Below are 19,755 nucleotides of genomic sequence, written 5' to 3'. Positions count from 1 at the left end.
GGCCCACCGGGTCCCGGCCTCAAAGCCTGTCGGGTGGCCGCCCGATCAGGGGTCACCCGAGAGGCTCTCCGTGCCCGTGGCCGTGCGAGCCCCTGACCTTGATCCGTACCACCTGCGGGTCGTGGTCGCTCGCCTGGTCCGCGAACTCGGCGTTGATGTGCACCACGTCGTAGTCGAGGCGCCGGATGCCGGGGCTCGTCAGGATGTGGTCCAGCGTCTGCGAGTTGCCGTCGTAGACATAGCTGTACCGCTCCGACGCGGGCAGCGTCGTGATCAGCGGCTTGAGCACCTTGCCCTTGGTCAGGGCCTTCATCGTCGCGGAGAACTCGAAGTCGTTGATGTCCCCGAGCGTGACGACGTGCGCCGACCTGTCCGCCTTCAGCAGCGAGGCGACGAAGGTGTTGACCTCCGTGGCCTGCTGGATCCGCTGCGTCTCCGAGGACCGCGTCGGCTCCTGATAGCGGCCGTGCAGCGGCTGGTCGCCGCCCTTGGACGCGAAGTGGTTGCCGATGACGAAGACCGGCTCGCCCCGGAAGACGAACTCGCCCACCAGTGGCTTGCGGCTGTTGTCCCACGCGGGGCTCACCGGGTTGATCCGGGCCGGGGACGCGGAGAGCTTCACGCCCTTCCACGTGTCCACGGCACGCACCGGCGTGGTGGCGTCGCCGCCCGCGCGGTCGGTGAAGGAGACCCGCTCCGGGTTGAAGAGGAAGACGTTGCGGATGTTGCCGCCGGGCTGACCGCCGTCCCTGTTGTTCTCGGGGGCGATGTAGCGCCAGGCGTAGCGCGGCCCGCCCTGCGCGACGATCGCGTCCGTGAACCGCTTCAGTGTGGCCTCGGAGCCCGTCGTGCCGTCGTTCACCGCACCGTTGTCGTCCTGGATCTCCTCCAGCGAGACGATGTCGGGGGAGGAGAGGTTGACCGCGACGCCCTCGGCCAGGGTGTCGAACTTGGTCTGGTCGTCGCCCGCGTCGAGGTTCTCCACGTTGTACGTGGCGACCGCCAGCTCGTCCTTCTTCTGCTTGCGGGTCACCTCGCGCCGCAGCTTCTTGTCGACGATCGTGCCCAGCTCGGTGGCCTGCACGTTGTAGCCGCCGTAGGAGGCGTAGTCGAGCACACCGGTGGTGCGGCCCGTGAGGACGTCGCCGACGTTCGCGGTCGGCACCGGACGCGCCGGGTCCAGCGACATCACCTTGAGCCGGCCGGTGTTCTGGTCCTCGTACGAGGCGTAGACCGTGCCGCCGCGCCGGGTGCGGTTCTCCCGGGGCTTCACGGTCACCCAGATCTCGTCGTACGCGGTCGTCGCCCCGGTCACGCGGGTGTCGGCGATCCGGACCAGGGAGCCCTCCAGGGCCTCGTACAGGTCCAGTGCGTAGCGGGACGGGTTCAGGGGCAGCGCGTCGATCGCCCCGCCGTCCGCCGAGGGCACGTAGCGGCCGGGCACCGAGCGGGCGTCGAGGACGACCGGGGCGGGCAGCGCGTTGCCGGAGGAGACCACGGTGGTGCGCGGTGCGGTGATCTGGGTGAGCGACTGGGCGCCGGCGGCGGGGTAGTACTCGGCGACCTTCCCGCTGACCAGGACCGCGTCCCCGACCGCCACGGCCGGGGCGGTGGAGCCGGTGTAGACGAACAGGCCCTCGCTGGTACGCGGGTCGCTGTCGGGCGCGGTGTCCTGGATCCAGAAGCCGCGCGAGCCGCTGGTGCGCACGCCGGTCACGACGCCCGGCACGCCGGTGACCGTCGCGCCGTCGAGCGGGGAGATACGGGTGGTGCCCTGGATGTCGTGGATCCGTACGTCGCCGGGCTCGGTGGGGCCGGGCTCCTCCGGCTCCTGCCCGCCGCCGGACGTCTCGCCCTTCGCGTTGACCGGGCTCGGGGCGCCCGCGGCGAGGTCGGCGGCGTTGTCGTCGGTGTCGGCGAGCGAGGTGCCCCGCGCGACCGACGCGGTGGCCGAGGCGCCGGGGACCGGGCCGCTGCCCTCCCGGACGACCGCGGAACCGTAACCGACCAGATCGACGATCCGGGTGTCCGCCGCACAGTCCGCCGCCGACTTGCAGGTGAGCGGGGCCGTCCCGGAGACCAGGGCGACGGTGCCGCTGCCCGCCGCCATGGCGACCGTGCCGGTGGAGTCGGCGGTGGGCAGCGCGACCGTGCCGCCGGTGCCCGCGGCCTGGGCGACCAGGTAGCGCCCGCCGGGCGCGATCGCCCCGGACAGCTCGGAGACCTGCCACTGCGAGCCGGCCGACGGGCTGCCCGGCAGGTACTGGACGCTGAGCCCGCCGACCTCGAAGGGCGCGGAGCCGGCGTTGGCCAGCTCGACGAAGTCCCGGGTCAGCGTCGCGCCGGAATTGCCCCCGCCGCCGTACACCTCGGAGATGACGGCGGTGGCGGACGGGGCCGCCTGGGCGGCGGGCAGGGCGGTCACCGCGAGAGCGACGGCGACGGCGCCGGTCAGCAGGACGGAACCGGATCTGTATATCTGCACGGGAGGTGCCCCCAACTGAACTGAGTAGTAGGGGCAAAAGCTATGCGCGTAGAACGGGGCATGACAAGGGATCATCGGTTAATTCCCGGCATCTTCCGGATGGAGGGCAGGTCTCCCCGCCCGGAGCGGTCCGCCGCCGGCCGCTCGCACGCCCGCCGCAGACCTGCTTCGCGCGCCCGTCATGCGCCTGTCACATGCGGCAACAGCGGGCAACACGTCGAGCTGAGACCGCCGTCCATCATGCGGCTCCGTTGCGCGCCATGCAGCGATCCGCATACCTGACGACGGGAGGTCATGTCGACCTGAAGCGCGTGTGCTCCGCGGCGTGTCACCGGGCCTGAACGCGCCCCTCCTGACGAAACGCCGCCGGAGCCCTTCCGGTCTGCGCCTCGGGGCAACCGTTCCCCGGGACAGGCCGAACCGCTCCGGCCCGGCGCCGGCCCTGCTGCGCGACCCCGCCGACCGGCCGCGGACCGTGGCCAGTTCCGAACCCGCGGGAGAGCTTTTCTCGGGAGCTCCGCCGCCGGGCACGAAACTGACGCACCCGGCCGTCACCTCGGCGATCATCGGGCCGCGCACCTTCGAGCAGCTGGAGAGCCGGCTCGGCGCCGACGAGGTGAGGCTGAGCCGGGACGCTCTCGACCGGATCGACGAGATCGTCCCGCCGGCGTCAACCTGTCGGCGCGGGAGGCCGGTCAGGCCCCGGCGGTCCTCACCGACGCCTCCCCGCGCCGCCGTCCGGTCTGACGGTGAAGGGAGCGGGCCGGGGTCACTGGCGGATGCGGTCGCGGATCCAGACCCCGGCCTCCTTCAGGACCCCGGTCCCCGTCCAGTTGCTCCCGCTGCAGGTGCCGGTCCTGAAGACGGCGCCGGAGCGGTGGTCGTCGGAGTAGTTCCAGTTGGTCCAGGAGATCTTCTTGCGCTTCATCAGGTCGAGGTAGCGCTGCGACATCGTGAAGTCGTTCGCGCCCTCGCCCGCGTAGTTCTGCGTTCCGAACTCGGTGACGAAGACGGGGAGTCTGTCGGAGGCCCGGTCGAGCGCGCTCAGGTACGCCTCGCGGTGCGAGGCCGCGTAGAAGTGGAAGGTGTACATGATGTTCGAGGCGCGGACGGGGTTGTTCACGACCTCCGACTCGTCGGAGCCCTCGGACACCCCGAAGGAGGACCAGGCGCGGGTCCCGACCAGCACCACCGCGTCGGGGTCCTGGGCGCGGATCACCGGGATGATCTGCTCGGCGTACGACTTGATGCCCGACCAGCTCACCCCCGAGGGCTCGTTGGCGATCTCGTAGAGCACACCCGGGTGGTTCCTGTACTTCTTCGCCATCGCCGTGAAGAAGGTCTTCGCCCGCGACAGGTTCGCGTTCGGGTCGCCCGGGGAGAGCATGTGCCAGTCGATCACCGCGTACATGCCGCGGGCGTGCGCCGCGTCGACGAACTTCTGCGCACGGGCGGTGAATCCGGCCGGGTCGGTCTCGTACCCGCCCTCCTGTACGTAGGTGGAGACGCGCAGTACGTCGGCGCGCCAGTCCTGGGCCAGGGCGTCGAGCGAGCCGTCGGTGACGCACTGCGCGTACCACTGGGTGCCGTGCGTGCTCATCCCGTTGAGGGCGACCGCCCGGCCCGAGGCGTTGCAGAGCTGACGGCCGCAGACGGACAGCTGGCCGTTGGCGGCGAGCGGCGTGGCGGCGGAGGGGGAGGCGCCGGTGGGAGCGGCGGGGGCCGGTGCGGCGCCCGCCCGGACCGGAGCCATGAGTGCGGTGACGACACCGAGCGCGGACGCGGCGAGCAGGGCCTTGCGGGCCATCCCGCGACGGCCCGTCGTGGGGGCGGAACCGGTGGGGGGACTGGTGCGCTGGTGCATGGTGGTGCTCCCTTCGGAGGGGGTGGGAGGCGCCATGTCGGCAGGACTGAAAGTAAAGGTTCCTTCCAATTGCCGTCAACAGTGTTGGGAAACTTTCCTGTCTGTTAACGCGCGTGGCGGAAGGGCCCGTTGGGACCCTTCCGCCACCCGCCCGTACCCTCCGTGCTGCTCAGCCCCCCGGCAGCGGATGGACCGCCAGCGAGAACGAGTGGCCCGCCGGATCCGCGTACACCCGCACGTCCCGGGGCCCGCTGTTGCTGTCGCCGGTGTCGACGGGCCTGGCACCGAGACCGATCGCCTCCCGCTCGGCCTCGTCGAAGTCCTCGCGTCCCACCAGGATCCGCAGATGCGCCTGCTGCGAGTCCTCCGGACGCGGCCAGCTCGGCGGGGCGTAACCGTGGTCGCGGCGGATCGCCAGCCGGACGCCGTGGTTGCCGACGATCTCCACGAAGTCGGGGTCGGTGCCGATCCGTGTCTCCGCGCCGAGCAGACCGGCGTAGAACTCGGCCAGCTCCACGGGCTCGGCGCAGTCAAGGACGAGGACGCTCGTTTTCTCCACAGTCATGCGGGAACGGATACCCCCGGTGGCCCCGGACACGCCGAGCCGGACCAGGCCCGGGCACCCGGGCCGACGCCGTGCCCGGATGCGGCCGGAATCCGGGCGACCGCGGCGGACGCGTCCCGGGTGAGGAAACACCCGCTGCGACCTAAGGTGCGAACCATGGCACGGAGCGCTGCGCATCCCGGGCCGACCGCGGGCGACGCAGCCCCCGGCGGACCCGACCCCCGGCGTTGGCAGGCACTCGCCGTCTGCCTGGTGGCGGGCTTCATGACCCTGCTGGACGTCTCCATCGTCAATGTCGCCCTCCCCTCCATCCGGGAGGGCCTGAACACCCCCGAGTCCGACCTCCAATGGGTGCTCTCCGGCTACGCCCTCGCCTTCGGCCTCTTCCTCATCCCCGCCGGACGCCTGGGCGACGCGCGGGGCCGCCGGGCGGTCTTCATGACGGGACTCGCCCTCTTCACCCTGGCCTCCGCCGCCTGCGGAGCCGCCCAGTCCAGCCTGTGGCTGGTGATCGCCCGGCTGGTACAGGGCATCGCGGGCGGCCTGATCTCCCCACAGATCTCCGCCCTGATCCAGCAGATGTTCTCCGGACGCGAGCGCGGCCGGGCCTTCGGCATGTTCGGCACCGTCGTCGGCATCTCCACGGCGGTCGGCCCGCTGCTCGGCGGTCTGCTCATCCAGGCCGCCGGACCCGAACACGGCTGGCGCTGGGTCTTCTACGTCAACCTCCCGCTCGGCGCCGTCTGCCTCCTGCTCGCCCACCGACTGCTCCCCGACACCCCATCCGCCGGCCGGGTGAGGCCGCGCGACCTGGACCCGGTGGGCGTCGTCCTGCTCGGGGCCGGGGTGCTGGCCCTGCTGCTGCCGTTCGTCCAGGCCCAGCAGTGGCCCGGCAACGCCAAGTGGCTCCTGCTCGTCCTGGCCGCGGCCCTGCTCACCGCGTTCGTGGCCTGGGAGTCGCGGTGCACGGGCGGACCCACCCACCCGGTCCTGGACCTGTCGCTGTTCCGGCTGCGCTCCTACTGGCTGGGCTGCCTGCTGATCCTGCTCTACTTCGCCGGGTTCACCTCGATCTTCTTCGTCACGACCCTCTACCTCCAGTCCGGCCTGGGCTACTCCGCCCTCCAGGCCGGACTCGCCATCACCCCCTTCGCCCTCGGTTCCGGCGCCGCCGCGTCCATCGGCGGCCGGCTCGTCGGCCGCTTCGGCCGCCCGCTGGTGGTGGCGGGCCTGGCCATGGTCGCCCTCGGCCTCGCGGGCACCGCCCTCGCCGTCCACCTGGTCCCCGGCGACGGAGCGGGCTGGGCCATGGCCGCCCCGCTGCTCCTCGCCGGTCTCGGCAGCGGTCTGGTCATCGCCCCGAACCAGACGCTGACCCTCGCGGAGGTCCCGGTGCACCGGGCCGGAAGCGCCGGGGGCACCCTCCAGACCGGCCAGCGGGTGGGCTCCGCGGTCGGGATCGCCGCCGTCGGCGCGGTGTTCTTCGCCCAGGTCGGCCCGGACGGCTGGGCCGACGCCTACGACGACGGGCTCATCGTGTCCGTCGCCTTCGTGCTGGCCGCGCTGATCGTGGCGCTGGCCGAGGTCGGAGCCGACCGACGGGGCAGACGACGTACAGCGGACCGATCCACCGACGCAACGAGGAGCGTGGCATGAGCGACACGACAGCGGACAGCGCGGGGACCAAGAGCAACGATTCCTACGGCCACAAGCCGTTCAAGCGTTCCCGGAGCCACTTCGCCGACCGGATCACCGCGGACGGACGCGACGGCTGGCCCGTCGAGCCGGGCCGCTACCGCCTCGTCGTCAGCCGCGCCTGCCCCTGGGCGAGCCGAGCCCTGGTCTCCCGCCGGCTCCTCGGCCTGGAGGACGCCCTCTCGCTCGCCGTCGCCGACCCGATCCAGGACGACCGCAGCTGGCGCTTCACCCTCGATCCGGGCGGCAAGGACCCGGTCCTCGGCATCCGCTATCTGAGCGAGGCCTACGACGCCCGGGAGAGCGGCTATCCCGGCGGCGTCAGCGTCCCCGCGATCGTGGACGTACCGAGCGGCAAGCTGGTCACCAACGACTTCCAGCGGATCACCCTCGACCTCGCGACCGAATGGACCGCCCTGCACCGGCCCGGCGCCCCCGACCTCTACCCCGAACCGCTGCGCCCGGAGATCGACGAGGTCATGGAGGGCATCTACGAGGACGTCAACAACGGCGTCTACCGCGCGGGGTTCGCGAGCTCCCAGGAGGAGTACGAGGCGGCGTACGAGGCCCTCTTCGCCCGCCTCGACCAGGTCTCCGACCGCCTCACCGACCGCCGCTACCTGGTCGGCGACACCATCACCGAGGCCGACATCCGCCTCTTCACGACCCTCGTCCGCTTCGACGCCGTCTACCACGGCCACTTCAAGTGCAACCGTACGAAGCTGACCGAGGACCCCGTCCTGTGGGCGTACGTCCGCGACCTCCACCAGACGCCCGGATTCGGCGACACGGTCGACTTCGACCACATCAAGCGGCATTACTACCAGGTGCACACCGGCATCAACCCCACCGGCATCGTCCCCGCCGGCCCCGACCTCTCCGGCTGGACCACCCCGCACCACCGCGAACAGCTCGGCGGCCGACCCTTCGGAGACGGCACACCACCGGCGGCAACCTTCTGAGCCCCGGCGGCGACAAGGAGTCGTCCGGCCGCACAGGCCCGGACGACTCCCGACCGCCGACCGAGCGAAGGAACCCCCTCACGTGAGCACCAGCAGAGGACGACACCGCAGGACGCGTACGCTCCAGGCCGCCGTGGCCGTCGCCGTGACCGCAGGCCTCGCGGGCGTCTGGCTGACCAGCACGCCGGACGACGCGCGCGCCGCCGGCACGGTCCTCGTCTCCACCACGCCGGAGCTGGAGAAGGCGTTCGCGAACGCCGGCCCCGGCACCACCATCCAACTGCGCGGCGGCACGTACCGCCCGGCCAAGAGCCTCAAGAGCCAGGCGGACGGCACCGCGCGGAGCCGGATCACCGTCACCGCGTACAAGGCGGAGAAGGCCGTCGTCGACGGCTCCGCGCTGCCCGAAGGCGACTGGCTGGTCGCGATAGGCGGCGACCACTGGACGCTGTCCGGCCTGACGTTCCGCAACTCCCGCGCGCACGGCGTCGTCGTCACCTCGTCCACCGGCGGAATCTTCCGTAACCTCACCACGCACGGCAACGGCGACTCCGGCTTCACGCTGCGCGGCGAGGGCACGACGGACAACCTCGTCGAGAACCTCGACTCCTACGACAACTACGACGCGAAGAACCACGGTCAGAACGCCGACGGCCTCGCGATCAAGTTCGGATCGGGCACCGGAAACCGGATCGTCGGCGCACGGCTCTACAACAACGCCGACGACGGCGTGGACCTGTGGCAGTGGGCGAGCCCCGTCCGCATCGAGCGCAGCTGGGCCTACGGGAACGGCGTGAACCGCTGGAAGGACCCGGCCTTCGAAGGCAACGGCAACGGCTTCAAGCTCGGCGGCGGCGGCGCGAGCGCCGCACACGTCATCACCGGCAACGCCGCCTGGGACAACGAGAAGCACGGCTTCACGGACAACAGCAACCCGGGAGCCCTGCGCCTGCACCGCAACACCGCCTACGCCAACGACGCCTCCGGCTACTACGCCGCCTCCTCGCCCTCCCGTCTCTCCCGCAACTACGCGCTCGACAACGCCACCGGCGCGGCGAAGCTCGGCCGGCGCGTGGTGTCGGCCGCCAACACCTGGGACGCGGACGGGGCACCGGTCGTGGGCCGGGTCAGCACCGATCCGGCCACGGCGTACGGGCCGCGGCGCGCGGACGGTTCGCTGCCGGCGACGGACTTCCTGGCCACCGGCACACCGGACATCGGCGCTCCGATGCCGTAACCGTCGCACGACCGGGTCCCGGGGCCGGTGGCCGGCCGCCCCGGGACCGGCACATATGATCCGGCGCTCAGGCCGCAACGGCGCGCACGACGGAGGGGTACCCGGCATGGCCGACGACGCATCGGCGCAGTTCCACGAGTTCTTCGACCGCCATTACGCCGAACTGTCGCGCCTGGCCTTCCTTCTGACGGGCGAGGCGGACGCGGCCGACGACCTGGCCGCCGACGCCTTCGTCGCGCTCTGGGACCGCTGGGACCGGATGTCCGCCGCCGAGCATCCGGTGGCGTACGCCCGCGGAGTCGTCGCCAACCTGGCGCGCAGCCGGATCCGCGGTGCGGTACGCGAGCGCCGGCGCATCGCGCTGTTCTGGTCCCGGCGCGCGGAGCGGACGGACGGCCCGGACGTGGCCGCCGTGCTCGACGTGCGGCAGGCGCTGCGAAGACTTCCCTTCCGCAAGCGGGCGTGCGTCGTGCTGCGGCACGCGCTCGATCTGTCGGAGAGGGACACCGCTCTGGCGCTCGGCATCTCCGTCGGCACGGTGAAGAGCCAGACCTCCAAGGGAATGGCGGAACTCGAACGGCTGCTGGGCGACCGTACCGGCCTCGAAACCGTGGGAAGTGGACGACGATGAGCGACCTGCGCAGGCAGTTGGAAGAAGCCGCCGCGTCACATCGGCCCGACCGGGCGCGCATGCTGGCCCGGGTCGAGCGGGCGCGGGACCTCGCGGCGACCGGTGCGGAGCCCCGGGGCGCGCGTGCCCGCCGCACCCGTCCCGCCTGGCCGCGGGTGGCCCTCGCGGCGGTGGCCGCCGCCGCGGTGTGCGCGATCGGCGCGACCGCCGTCACCTCACTCGTACAGGAGGAGGCGACCGGTCCGCAGAAGGTGTCCACCGGAGGGCTGCCGGAGACCTCCGCCGCCACGCCTCCCGCGACCGGCGACCGCCGGCCGCCGCAGCCGGGCCGGAGCCGCACCACCGACGGTCCGCTGTGGGCGGACGGCTCCGTCGCCCCGGACGACAACGTCCACTGGGCACAGAGCAACGTCACGCTCAAGACCCAGGAGCCGCTCACCGCGCTCACCGTCGAACTGTTCGTGGCCCGGACGGACCGGTTGCGGAGCACCGGACGGTGGGAGACACGGCCCACGGCGGACTTCGACCTGTCCGTGCACGAACGCGACGGCATGCTCGTCTACCGCTGGACGCTCAGGTCCGGACGGACGGTGCCGGCCGGGACGCACGTCTTCGCCGGACAGTACGACCACGCCTCCGGCGGCCGCGACGCCGGCGCGGACGTGTACCGGGCCACGGCGAAGGCGGCGAGCGGCACCTACGAGGTCCACGGCGACTTCGCGCCCACCACCTGACCCGGGCGCTCACCCTGGTGCGAGCGTGCCTCTGGCCGGCGTACGGGCCATGCGCCCCGCCGTCGGGCACCCGCATCACTGCCCGGCGCTCGGACCCGGTGGGCGTACCCCACGTACCCCACCCGCTTGCGGACCACAGCTGTCCGCAAGCCCCGGTAGCGTGCGGACCATGGCCGCGAAGACGCACCGCACCGCCGCACACCCCGCCGTCCTGCCCGCCCGGGCGCTGAACCGGGCGACCCTGGACCGGCAGCTCCTGCTGCGCAGGTCACCGATGTCCGCGAAGGACGCGGTCGCCCACCTCCTCGGGCTCCAGGCGCAGAACACCAAGCCCCCGTACTTCCAGCTGTACTCCCGGCTCGCGGACTTCGACCCCGAAGAGCTGTCCGCCCTCATGGAGTCCCGCGAGGTGGTCCGGATCGTCACCCTGCGCTCCACCCTCCACACCCATACGGCGGACGACGCCCTCACCCTGCGCCCCCTGGTGCAGGCGGCACGCGAGCGGGAGCTGAAGAACTTCCGGCGCGGGCTGGCGGGGGTGGACCTGGACCGGCTCGCGGCGGTGGCCGGGGAACTGGTCGAGGAGCGACCGAGGCCGGTCAAGGAGCTACGCGGGGAACTCCTCGCGCGCTGGCCGGACGCCGACCCGCTCGCGCTCACCGTCGCCGCCCGCTGCCTGCTGCCACTGGTCCAGGTCACCCCGCGCGGACTGTGGGGCCGCAGCGGGCAGGTCGCCCTGACCACCGTGGAGCACTGGCTCGGCAGGCCCGCCGAACCCGTACCCGCGCCCGACGCCACCGTGCTGCGCTACCTGGGCGCGTTCGGTCCCGCCTCGGTGATGGACTTCCAGTCCTGGGCGGGCCTCACCCGTACGAAGGAGGTCTTCGAACGGCTCAGGCCCCGGCTGCTCACCTTCCGGGACGAGCGGGGCGTCGAGCTCTTCGACCTCCCCGAGGCCCCGCGACCCGACCCCGACACCCCGGCCCCGCCGCGCTTCCTGCCCGAGTTCGACAACGTCCTCCTCGGCCACGCCGACCGCACCCGCGTCATCCCCGCCGTGAACAAGGGACGCAACGGGGTGGGCAACCAGTCATACGGATCCGTGCTGATCGACGGGTTCCTCGACGCGGTCTGGCACATCGAACGCGAGGGCGGCACGGCGGTCCTGACCGCCCAGCCGCTCCGGAGCCTGACCCGCGACGAGCGAGCGGAGATCACCGAGGAGGCGGCGCGGATGCTGGCCGTGATGACGGACGCGACGGACCACGACGTCCGGTTCGGCACGTTCCTGGACCACGGAGACTGACGGCGTCGCGGCCCACGGATCAGGGCAGCAGCCCCGCCCGGCGGGCAGCCACCACCGCCTCCAGCCTCGTGTGCGCCCCCAACTTCCGCATCGCGGACCGCAGATACCCCTTCACCGTCTCGGGCCGCAGCCCCAGCCGCTCGGCCGCCGCCGCGTTCGTCGCGCCCGCCGCCACACACGCCACCACGTCCACCTCGCGCGGCGCGAGGCGGACCTCCCGGGCAGCGGGCACCTTGGCGCCCGACGCCGAGGCCAGCCGCCCGCAGACGTCCAGGAGCTCGTCGCGCAGTGCCGGGTCGACGACCCTCGGGACCAGGGCCCGCAGTTCACGGTGGGCCTCGCGCACGTCCTCCCAGGCTCCGGGCACCGTGTCCGGATCGCAGACCTGCTCCCGGCCCGCCGCCAGCAACCGCCGCACCTCGTCCCGTACCGCGAGCGACTGCTCCACATCACGGGCCGCCGCCACCACCGCGTCGAACATCCGGTCGCCGAGCGTGACCGGCGTGCGCAGCGCCCCGTACAGCACGCCCCGCACCGCACGCCGTACGACGACGGGGACCGCGACCACCGAGCGCAGCCCCTCCGCCGCCACCGCCGCGTCGTACTCGTGGCTGATGTGGCGCGAGGAGGCGTAGTCCGTCACCGCACAGGGCCGGGACAGCGCGATGGCCTTGCCGCCCAGGCCGCTCCCGGCGGAGACGACCAGGCCCCGCAGCGCGCTGGTCTGCGCCCCGTTCAGCTCGGCGATCCGCGCATGGCGCGCATCGGACAACAGGCCGCCGAACACCACGGGAAGCCCGCTCGTGCGGCGCAGCCTCAACAGCGCTGCCTGCATCTCGACCGCATCGACCGGTTCCGGCACTCCGACGCCCTTCCACCCGGCCCGCGCGCCTCCCCCGGACGGGGGAGAGGACCACCCCCGTCCGGGGGTGGTGAGACCTGGGTCACTGTTTACATGATGTTAAGCGACCGGTCCGTAACGAGGAGGGCACATGTCGGCAACCAGCGCGACCGAGACGTTCCGGGCCGCCCGGGACTTCCTGCTGGAACACCGCGAGGACTACGAAACCGCGTACGCGGGTTTCCGCTGGCCCCGGGCGGACCACTTCAACTGGGCGCTGGACTGGTTCGACGTCATCGCCGAGAACAACGACCGCACCGCCCTGCACATCGTGGAGGAGGACGGCCGGCGCACCGAGGTGTCCTTCGCGGCGATGTCGGAGCGCTCCGGCCGGGCCGCCAACTGGCTGAAGGCGCAGGGCGTGCGGGAGGGCGACCGCATCCTCGTCATGCTCGGCAACCAGGTCGAGCTGTGGGAGACCGCCCTCGCCGCGATGAAGCTGCGCGCCGTCGTCATCCCCGCCACCCCGCTGCTCGGCCCCGCCGACCTGCGCGACCGGGTGGAGCGCGGCCGGGTGCGCCATGTGCTGGTGCGGGACGCGGACACCGCGAAGTTCGACGAGGTCCCCGGGGACTACACCCGGATCGCGGTGGGCGACGAGGTGCCGGGCTGGCTGCCGTACGCAGGGGTGGCCGAGGCGCCCGCCGCGTTCACACCCGGCCGGGAGACGGACCCGGACGAGCCGCTGATGCTCTACTTCACCTCCGGCACCACCGCCAGCCCGAAGCTGGTCGAGCACACCCATGTGTCCTACCCCGTGGGCCACTTGTCGACCATGTACTGGATCGGGCTCAGGCCGGGCGACATCCATCTGAACATCTCCTCGCCCGGCTGGGCCAAGCACGCCTGGTCGAACCTCTTCGCCCCGTGGACCGCCGAGGCCACCGTCTTCATCTTCAACTACACCCGCTTCGACGCGGGCCGCCTGATGGCCGAGATGGACCGCTCGGGCGTCACGAGCTTCTGCGCCCCGCCCACCGTCTGGCGGATGCTCATCCAGGCCGACCTGAGCCAGTTGAAGGCCCCGCCGCGCGAGGTCGTGGCGGCCGGGGAGCCGCTGAACCCGGAGGTCATCGAGACGGTCCGGCGGGCGTGGGGTGTCACCATCCGGGACGGCTTCGGTCAGACGGAGACCGCCGTCCAGGTCGCCAACACCCCCGGCCAGCTCCTCAAGACCGGCTCCATGGGCCGCCCGAGCCCCGGCTTCACCGTCGAACTGCTCGACCCGGTCACCGGCCGGCCCGGGGCGGCCGAGGGGGAGATCTCCCTCGATCTGGCCGACCGCCCCGTCGGCCTGATGACCGGCTACCACGGCGACCCGGACCGCACCGCCGAGGCGATGGCCGGCGGCTACTACCGCACCGGCGACATCGGCGCACGCGACGCGGACGGTTACATCACCTACGTGGGCCGCGCCGACGACGTGTTCAAGGCCTCCGACTACAAGATCTCCCCGTTCGAGCTGGAGAGCGCCCTGCTGGAGCACGAGGCGGTCGCCGAGGCCGCCGTCGTGCCCGCCCCCGACCCGCTCCGCCTCTCCGTCCCGAAGGCGTACGTCGTGCTCGCGGAGGGCTGGGAGCCGGGGCCGGACACCGCCAAGATCCTCTTCGAGCACTCCCGGGCGGTCCTCGCCCCGTACAAACGCATCCGCAGGCTGGAGTTCGCGGACCTGCCCAAGACCGTCTCGGGCAAGATCCGCCGCATCGAGCTCCGCGAACGCACCGCCCTGGGCGCCGGCACCGAGTTCGACGAGGGGGACCTGAAGTGAGCGGCGAGCCGGCACACGAGAAGCTGTCCTACGCGCACGGCACCGGTGACACGGAGCTGCTCGGCGATACCATCGGCCGCAACCTGGACCGGACGGCCGCCGCGCACGGCGACCGCGAGGCACTGGTCGACGTGGCGTCGGGCCGCCGCTGGACGTACACGGAATTCGCCGCGGACGTCGATGTGCTGGCCCGCGCCCTGATGGCGTCGGGGGTGGCGAAGGGCGACCGGGTCGGCATCTGGGCGGTCAACTGCCCCGAGTGGGTGCTCGTCCAGTACGCCACGGCCCGGATCGGGGCCGTCATGGTCACCATCAACCCGGCCTACCGCGCCCACGAGGTGGAGTTCGTCCTGAAGCAGGCCGGCATCTCCCTGCTGGTCGCCTCCCTCTCCCACCGCACCAGCGACTACCGCACCCTCGTCGACCAGGTCCGCGCCGACTGCCCGGACCTGCGCGCCGTCCACTACATCGGCGACCCGTCCTGGGACGAGCTGACCGCCGCCGCGCACGCCGTCACCCAGGAGCAACTGGCCGCCCGCGAGGCCGAGCTGTCCTGCGACGACCCGATCAACATCCAGTACACCTCGGGAACCACGGGCTTCCCCAAGGGGGCGACGCTCTCCCACCACAACATCCTCAACAACGGGTACTTCGTGGGCGAGACGATCGCCTACACCGAGGCGGACCGGGTCTGCCTCCCGGTGCCCTTCTTTCACTGCTTCGGCATGGTGATGGGCAACCTCGCCATCACCTCGCACGGTGCCTGCATCGTGATCCCGGGCCCGTCCTTCGAGCCCGCCGCCGTGCTGGCCGCCGTCCAGCAGGAGCGCTGCACCTCGCTGTACGGCGTGCCCACCATGTTCATCGCCGAACTGAACCTGCCGGACTTCGCCGCATACGACCTCTCCTCGCTGCGCACCGGGATCATGGCCGGTTCACCCTGCCCGGCCGAGGTGATGAAGCGGGTCGTCGCCGAGATGCACATGGCCGAGGTGTCCATCTGCTACGGGATGACGGAGACGTCGCCCGTCTCGACCCAGACCCGCCGCGACGACGACCTGGAGCGACGCACGGGCACGGTGGGCCGCGCGCTGCCGCACATCGAGGTCAAGGTCGTCGACCCGGTCACCGGCGTCACGCTGCCGCGCGGCAGCGCCGGCGAACTGCGCACCCGGGGCTACAGCGTGATGCTCGGCTACTGGGACCAGCCCGACCGCACCGCCGAAGTCGTCGACGCCGGGCGGTGGATGCACACGGGAGACCTCGCGGTGATGCGCGAGGACGGATACGTCCAGATCGTCGGCCGGATCAAGGACATGATCATCCGGGGCGGCGAGAACGTGTACCCACGGGAGATCGAGGAGTTCCTGTACAGCCATCCGAAGATCGCCGACGTCCAGGTGGTCGGGGTGCCCGACGAGCGATACGGCGAGGAGATCCTGGCCTGCGTCATCCCGCGGGACCCGGCCGACCCGCCCACCCTGGATGAGGTCACCGCGCACTGCCGGGAGCGGCTCGCGCACTACAAGATCCCGCGCAGACTGCGGATCCTGGAGACCTTCCCGATGACGGTCAGCGGGAAGGTCCGCAAGATCGAGCTCCGCGAGACGTACGCGGACTGAGCGGAGTGCGCCTGGGACGTGAGCGGAGTGCGCCTGGTGTACGCGGACCGAGCGGGAGGGGCGCCGGGTCAGGCGGCTTCGATGACGTCGGGGTCGCCCCGGGTCGCCGCCGCCCACTCGATGAGCAGCACCTCGTACGTCGCCGCTTCCACCTCGGACCAGTCCTGCCCGGAGGCGTCGACGAGTGCGCGGATGGCCTCGTTGGCCTGCTCGGCGGCGGGCGCGGGGCGGTCTGCGGGGAGGGAGCTGTCCGGGAGTAAAGCCATGCGCACAGCTTACGCGCCACCACTGACAGCCACGGCTTCCGAAGCGTCCGGGGCCCCCGAGGTGTCCGGAATCCGCGGAGCCTTCGCGGTCCCCGGAGCATCCGACGGCCGGGTATCCGGCATCCGGGCATCCGACGGCCGGACGACGGGCGCCAGTTCGCGCCGCATGCAGACCCGGGGCCAGCGGTCGAGGCCGTGCTGGGCCTCCTCGGCCCGGATCGCCCGCAGCCCGTCGGTGAGTTCGCCCTCGGTCAGGGTCCGGAAGCCGATACGGCGGTAGTACGGGGCGTTCCACGGCACATCGGTGAAGGTGGTCAGGGTGAGGGCCGCCATGCCCCGGGCCGCGGCCAGGGCGGCCAGGTGGGCGATCAGTCCCCGGCCGATGCCCCGGCGGGCGGCGGAGGGATCGACCGAGACCTGCTCGATGTGCAGGGCGTCGTCGACGGGGTCGGCGAGCACATAGCCGAGCGGCCGGTCGCCGGTGGCGGAGAGGGGGTCGGTGGCCACCCAGCAACGTCCTGCCTGCCGGTAGCTCTCCAGCAGGTCGAGCGGGGGCGGATCGTCGTCGGCCACGAAGGCCATGCCCAGGGCGCGGAACGGTTCCCCTGCGGCGCGCTCGATGTCCTGGAGAAGCGGGAGATCCGAGCGTCTGGCGGAGCGGATACGCATGTACTCAGTGTGCCGCGCCGGACGGCGGACCGGTACGTGGTGGCCGGATCCACTCCCTGGACGGCGGTGCCCGGGCTGTCGTCCTGCTTCAGGCGCCCGTGCTGACCAGCTCGTCGGCGGGGCTGTTCACCGGCTGCGGGGTTCCGGTGAGGTCCATGACGAAGAGCGGGAGTCCGACGCCGTCCGCGCGGGCCCGGGCGTCGGCCGCGTATCCCGCGAGGGAGAAGAACACCCCGGTCGCCGAGGCTCCCAGCGCGTTGAGCCAGAGGGTCTCGACCGCGCGGAGCGACGCGGGCCGGGTGCTGGAGTCGACCCGCGCGATCATCCCGTCGGCCCGCAGGTCGATCCCGGAGGCCGGGCCCGCCCCGGGCCGGCCGACGTCGCGGTAGCCCAGCCAGGTCAGATACAGGCCGGCCGCGCTCACCGCGTCGTGGCCCGTGCGGATCGTCATCGGCCGGAACGTCGGACGCGGGTGCGCGGCGGTGCGCGGCAGGGGGATGTGCGCGGGGGAGCCCGGCGCGGCGGCCACCGGGCGCACCGGTATCCGCAGGACGGTCCCGCACGGGCAGCACAGCTCGGGCTGCGGCCACTGGTCCTCCCGAGCGCAGGACGTGCAGCGGACGGTGACCCAGGCGTCCTTCCAGCTGCGGTGGGTGACCTGGACCGCCGGGGCGTCCGGCAGCAGCGGCGGGGCGGTGGGCGTCCCGCACGGGCAGGGGTAGGCCGGTGTGCTGTAGGCGTGGTCGCGGCTGCAGACAGGGCACCGGACCGGCACGGACTCCACGAACGTCTCCCTCCGGCACGGACGCGCGGGCGACTGCGCTCCGTGTCTCCCTCGTCACCCCCATCGTCCACCAGGAGCGAGGCTCCGGGGAGGGAATCGACGCACTTCGTACGGGCGAGCGGCACTGCGGGCCCTTGACGAAGGTCGCCCCACCTTTTAGATTGCTTCCGTATAGCAGAACCAGAATTCCGTAATGCGGAATTGGTGCTCTCAGGTGGCGCGACAGAGCCCGACTCCACCAAACCCGAGCAGGAGCACTCAATGCCTCGTATGACCGCTGCCCGAGCGGCAGTTGAGATCCTCAAGCGCGAAGGCGTCAGCAACGCGTTCGGGGTGCCGGGTGCGGCGATCAACCCCTTCTACGCGGCCCTCAAGGCCTCCGGTGGGGTGCGGCACACGCTGGCCCGGCACGTCGAGGGCGCCTCCCACATGGCCGAGGGCTACACCCGGGCCAAGGCCGGCAACATCGGCGTCTGCATCGGCACGTCGGGCCCGGCGGGCACCGACATGATCACCGGTCTGTACTCCGCCATCGCCGACTCCATCCCGATCCTGTGCATCACCGGCCAGGCCCCGACCGCCGTCCTGCACAAGGAGGACTTCCAGGCCGTCGACATCGCGTCGATCGCCAGGCCGGTCACCAAGGCGGCGACCACCGTCCTGGAGGCCGCGCAGATCCCCGGCGTCTTCCAGCAGGCCTTCCACCTGATGCGCACCGGCCGCCCCGGCCCGGTCCTCATCGACCTGCCGATCGACGTCCAGCTCACCGAGATCGAGTTCGACCCCGAGCTGTACGAGCCCCTCCCGGTGCACAAGCCGGCGGCCTCCCGCAAGCAGATCGAGCGGGCGGTCCAGATGCTGAACGGCTCGGAGCGCCCGGTGCTCGTCGTGGGCGGCGGCATCATCAACGCCGACGCCTGCGAACTCCTGGTGGAGTTCGCCGAGCTGACCGGTGTCCCCGTCATCCCGACGCTGATGGGCTGGGGCATCCTGCCCGACGACCACGAGCTGAACGCCGGCATGGTGGGCCTGCAGACCTCGCACCGCTACGGCAACGCGAACTTCCTGGAGTCCGACTTCGTCCTCGGCATCGGCAACCGCTGGGCCAACCGGCACACCGGCAAGCTGGGCGTCTACACCCGGGGCCGTACCTTCGTCCACGTCGACATCGAGCCCACCCAGCTCGGCAGGATCTTCGCTCCGGACCTGGGCATCGCCTCCGACGCCAAGGCCGCGCTGACGCTCTTCGTCGAGGTGGCGCGCGAGCTGAAGGCCGCGGGCGAGCTGAAGGACCGCTCGGCCTGGGCCGCGTCCACGCAGGACCGCAAGGCGGCCCTCCAGCGCCGCACCCACTTCGACAACGTGCCGCTCAAGCCGCAGCGCGTGTACGAGGAGATGAACCGGGCGTTCGGCCCCGAGACCCGTTACGTCACCACGATCGGGCTCTCACAGATCGCCGGCGCGCAGATGCTGCACGTCTACAAGCCGCGCCACTGGATCAACTGCGGCCAGGCGGGCCCGCTCGGCTGGACGATCCCGGCCGCGCTGGGCGTCGCCACCGCGGACCCGGAGGGCACGGTCGTCGCCCTCTCCGGCGACTACGACTTCCAGTTCATGCTGGAGGAGCTGGCCGTCGGCGCGCAGCACCGCATCCCGTACGTCCACGTCCTGGTGAACAACTCCTACCTGGGGCTCATCCGCCAGGCGCAGCGCAACTTCGACATCGACTTCCAGGTGAACCTGGAGTTCGAGAACCTCAACTCCCCGGAGCTGGGCGTCTACGGCGTCGACCACGTCAAGGTCGTCGAGGGTCTCGGCTGCAGGGCGATCCGGGTCACCGAGCCGGACCAGCTGCTGCCTGCCTTCGAGGAGGCGAAGAAGCTTGCTGCGGAGTTCCGGGTCCCTGTCGTCGTCGAGGCGATCCTGGAACGGGTCACGAACATCGCGATGAGCGGCACCGACATCGCGTCGGTCAACGAGTTCGAGGACATCGCCACGGACGCGTCGCACGCGCCCACCGCGATCCGCCTCCTGACGACGTCCTGACCCACCCACCCCACCGAGCAGGCCCCCGACCCGGATTCTCCCCGGGCCGGGGGCCTGCTCCTGTATGCGGCGCCCCTTGGGCCCGCACCAAAGACGTCCTCAATCGCCGGACGGGCTGGCTATCCCCACCGCCGTCCGGGCACCCCAGCCCGTCCGGCGCTTGAGGACGGAACCCTGGGGCTGGCAGGCCCGCGCTCCGCAAGCAGGCGTGAAACCGCGT

At 72.0% G+C, this 19,755-nt stretch carries 16 protein-coding genes; 9 read left to right on the top strand and 7 right to left on the bottom strand.

Features of this window, described 5'->3' with window-relative positions; translation table 11 throughout:
• Positions 1-52: 52 nt before the first annotated feature.
• From IG90_RS0131645 to IG90_RS0131635, 3 genes are all read right to left on the bottom strand, one after another.
• The gene (locus IG90_RS0131645; protein WP_030592289.1) at positions 53-2,485 is read right to left on the bottom strand and encodes an endonuclease/exonuclease/phosphatase family protein; all 2,433 of its coding nucleotides are present in this window, start codon (positions 2,483-2,485) and stop codon (positions 53-55) included.
• A 769-nt stretch (positions 2,486-3,254) separates the two neighbouring features.
• Positions 3,255-4,349, bottom strand: coding sequence for a glycoside hydrolase family 5 protein (locus IG90_RS0131640; protein WP_030592288.1), 1,095 nt, complete (start codon positions 4,347-4,349; stop codon positions 3,255-3,257).
• Between the two features lie 169 nt (positions 4,350-4,518).
• The gene (locus IG90_RS0131635; RefSeq protein WP_030592287.1) at positions 4,519-4,914 is read right to left on the bottom strand and encodes a VOC family protein; all 396 of its coding nucleotides are present in this window, start codon (positions 4,912-4,914) and stop codon (positions 4,519-4,521) included.
• A 156-nt stretch (positions 4,915-5,070) separates the two neighbouring features.
• On the opposite strand from IG90_RS0131635, the gene IG90_RS0131630 reads away from it, so the two are divergent.
• The 6 genes from IG90_RS0131630 to IG90_RS0131605 all read left to right on the top strand — a co-directional run bounded on the left by IG90_RS0131630 (position 5,071) and on the right by IG90_RS0131605 (position 11,479).
• Positions 5,071-6,570: an MFS transporter gene (locus IG90_RS0131630; protein ID WP_030592285.1), complete on the top strand. Its 1,500-nt coding sequence runs from the start codon at positions 5,071-5,073 to the stop codon at positions 6,568-6,570.
• Positions 6,567-7,571 (top strand): glutathione S-transferase family protein, encoded by a 1,005-nt coding sequence (locus tag IG90_RS0131625; protein ID WP_030592283.1) that lies wholly within the window; start codon positions 6,567-6,569, stop codon positions 7,569-7,571. The genes IG90_RS0131630 and IG90_RS0131625 overlap by 4 nt, the downstream gene beginning before the upstream one ends.
• Positions 7,572-7,653: 82 nt before the next feature.
• The gene (locus IG90_RS0131620) at positions 7,654-8,808 is read left to right on the top strand and encodes a right-handed parallel beta-helix repeat-containing protein (protein ID WP_030592280.1); all 1,155 of its coding nucleotides are present in this window, start codon (positions 7,654-7,656) and stop codon (positions 8,806-8,808) included.
• 106 nt (positions 8,809-8,914) lie between these two features.
• Positions 8,915-9,439, top strand: a complete 525-nt coding sequence (locus IG90_RS0131615; RefSeq protein ID WP_030592277.1) for a SigE family RNA polymerase sigma factor — start codon at positions 8,915-8,917, stop codon at positions 9,437-9,439.
• Entirely contained in the window at positions 9,436-10,173 is a 738-nt protein-coding gene (locus IG90_RS0131610) for a hypothetical protein (RefSeq protein WP_030592274.1), read from the top strand. Before IG90_RS0131615 ends, IG90_RS0131610 begins: the two co-directional genes overlap by 4 nt.
• Before the next feature lie 169 nt (positions 10,174-10,342).
• The gene (locus tag IG90_RS0131605) at positions 10,343-11,479 is read left to right on the top strand and encodes a winged helix DNA-binding domain-containing protein (RefSeq protein WP_030592270.1); all 1,137 of its coding nucleotides are present in this window, start codon (positions 10,343-10,345) and stop codon (positions 11,477-11,479) included.
• Positions 11,480-11,498: 19 nt separating this feature from the next.
• Here the strand turns inward: IG90_RS0131605 and IG90_RS0131600 are convergent, their stop codons facing one another.
• Positions 11,499-12,341: a response regulator transcription factor gene (locus tag IG90_RS0131600; RefSeq protein WP_030592267.1), complete on the bottom strand. Its 843-nt coding sequence runs from the start codon at positions 12,339-12,341 to the stop codon at positions 11,499-11,501.
• Between the two features lie 130 nt (positions 12,342-12,471).
• Here IG90_RS0131600 and IG90_RS0131595 point away from each other — a divergent pair, with 130 nt between their 5' ends.
• Both IG90_RS0131595 and IG90_RS0131590 read left to right on the top strand, forming a co-directional pair.
• Positions 12,472-14,148 (top strand): AMP-binding protein, encoded by a 1,677-nt coding sequence (locus IG90_RS0131595; RefSeq protein WP_030592264.1) that lies wholly within the window; start codon positions 12,472-12,474, stop codon positions 14,146-14,148.
• Positions 14,145-15,770, top strand: coding sequence for an AMP-binding protein (locus tag IG90_RS0131590; RefSeq protein WP_030592262.1), 1,626 nt, complete (start codon positions 14,145-14,147; stop codon positions 15,768-15,770). The genes IG90_RS0131595 and IG90_RS0131590 overlap by 4 nt, the downstream gene beginning before the upstream one ends.
• 68 nt (positions 15,771-15,838) lie before the next feature.
• Here IG90_RS0131590 and IG90_RS0131585 read toward each other — a convergent pair whose 3' ends face one another.
• From IG90_RS0131585 to IG90_RS0131575, 3 genes are all read right to left on the bottom strand, one after another.
• Positions 15,839-16,036, bottom strand: coding sequence for a hypothetical protein (locus IG90_RS0131585; protein ID WP_030592259.1), 198 nt, complete (start codon positions 16,034-16,036; stop codon positions 15,839-15,841).
• 9 nt (positions 16,037-16,045) lie between these two features.
• Positions 16,046-16,705, bottom strand: coding sequence for a GNAT family N-acetyltransferase (locus tag IG90_RS0131580; RefSeq protein ID WP_030592255.1), 660 nt, complete (start codon positions 16,703-16,705; stop codon positions 16,046-16,048).
• Positions 16,706-16,793: 88 nt separating this feature from the next.
• Positions 16,794-17,489, bottom strand: a complete 696-nt coding sequence (locus IG90_RS0131575) for a hypothetical protein (RefSeq protein ID WP_030592252.1) — start codon at positions 17,487-17,489, stop codon at positions 16,794-16,796.
• A 261-nt stretch (positions 17,490-17,750) separates the two neighbouring features.
• Between IG90_RS0131575 and gcl the strand changes: the two genes are divergently transcribed.
• Entirely contained in the window at positions 17,751-19,535 is a 1,785-nt protein-coding gene (gene gcl / locus IG90_RS0131570) for a glyoxylate carboligase (RefSeq protein ID WP_030592249.1), read from the top strand.
• Positions 19,536-19,755 lie beyond the last annotated feature (220 nt).

Origin of the sequence: Streptomyces anulatus (assembly GCF_000721175.1) — a bacterium.
GTDB lineage: Bacteria > Actinomycetota > Actinomycetes > Streptomycetales > Streptomycetaceae > Streptomyces > Streptomyces anulatus_C.
This window is presented reverse-complemented; position numbering and strand designations above follow the sequence as displayed.

Bases quoted from the DNA above. Each gene is read 5' to 3' on its own strand.
- IG90_RS0131640 (WP_030592288.1), bottom strand. From the start codon at position 4,349: ATGCACCAGCGCACCAGTCCCCCCACCGGTTCCGCCCCCACGACGGGC.
- IG90_RS0131635 (WP_030592287.1), bottom strand. From the start codon at position 4,914: ATGACTGTGGAGAAAACGAGCGTCCTCGTCCTTGACTGCGCCGAGCCC.
- IG90_RS0131630 (WP_030592285.1), top strand. From the start codon at position 5,071: ATGGCACGGAGCGCTGCGCATCCCGGGCCGACCGCGGGCGACGCAGCC.
- IG90_RS0131625 (WP_030592283.1), top strand. From the start codon at position 6,567: ATGAGCGACACGACAGCGGACAGCGCGGGGACCAAGAGCAACGATTCC.
- IG90_RS0131615 (WP_030592277.1), top strand. From the start codon at position 8,915: ATGGCCGACGACGCATCGGCGCAGTTCCACGAGTTCTTCGACCGCCAT.
- IG90_RS0131610 (WP_030592274.1), top strand. From the start codon at position 9,436: ATGAGCGACCTGCGCAGGCAGTTGGAAGAAGCCGCCGCGTCACATCGG.
- IG90_RS0131605 (WP_030592270.1), top strand. From the start codon at position 10,343: ATGGCCGCGAAGACGCACCGCACCGCCGCACACCCCGCCGTCCTGCCC.
- IG90_RS0131595 (WP_030592264.1), top strand. From the start codon at position 12,472: ATGTCGGCAACCAGCGCGACCGAGACGTTCCGGGCCGCCCGGGACTTC.
- IG90_RS0131585 (WP_030592259.1), bottom strand. From the start codon at position 16,036: ATGGCTTTACTCCCGGACAGCTCCCTCCCCGCAGACCGCCCCGCGCCC.
- IG90_RS0131580 (WP_030592255.1), bottom strand. From the start codon at position 16,705: ATGCGTATCCGCTCCGCCAGACGCTCGGATCTCCCGCTTCTCCAGGAC.
- gcl (WP_030592249.1), top strand. From the start codon at position 17,751: ATGCCTCGTATGACCGCTGCCCGAGCGGCAGTTGAGATCCTCAAGCGC.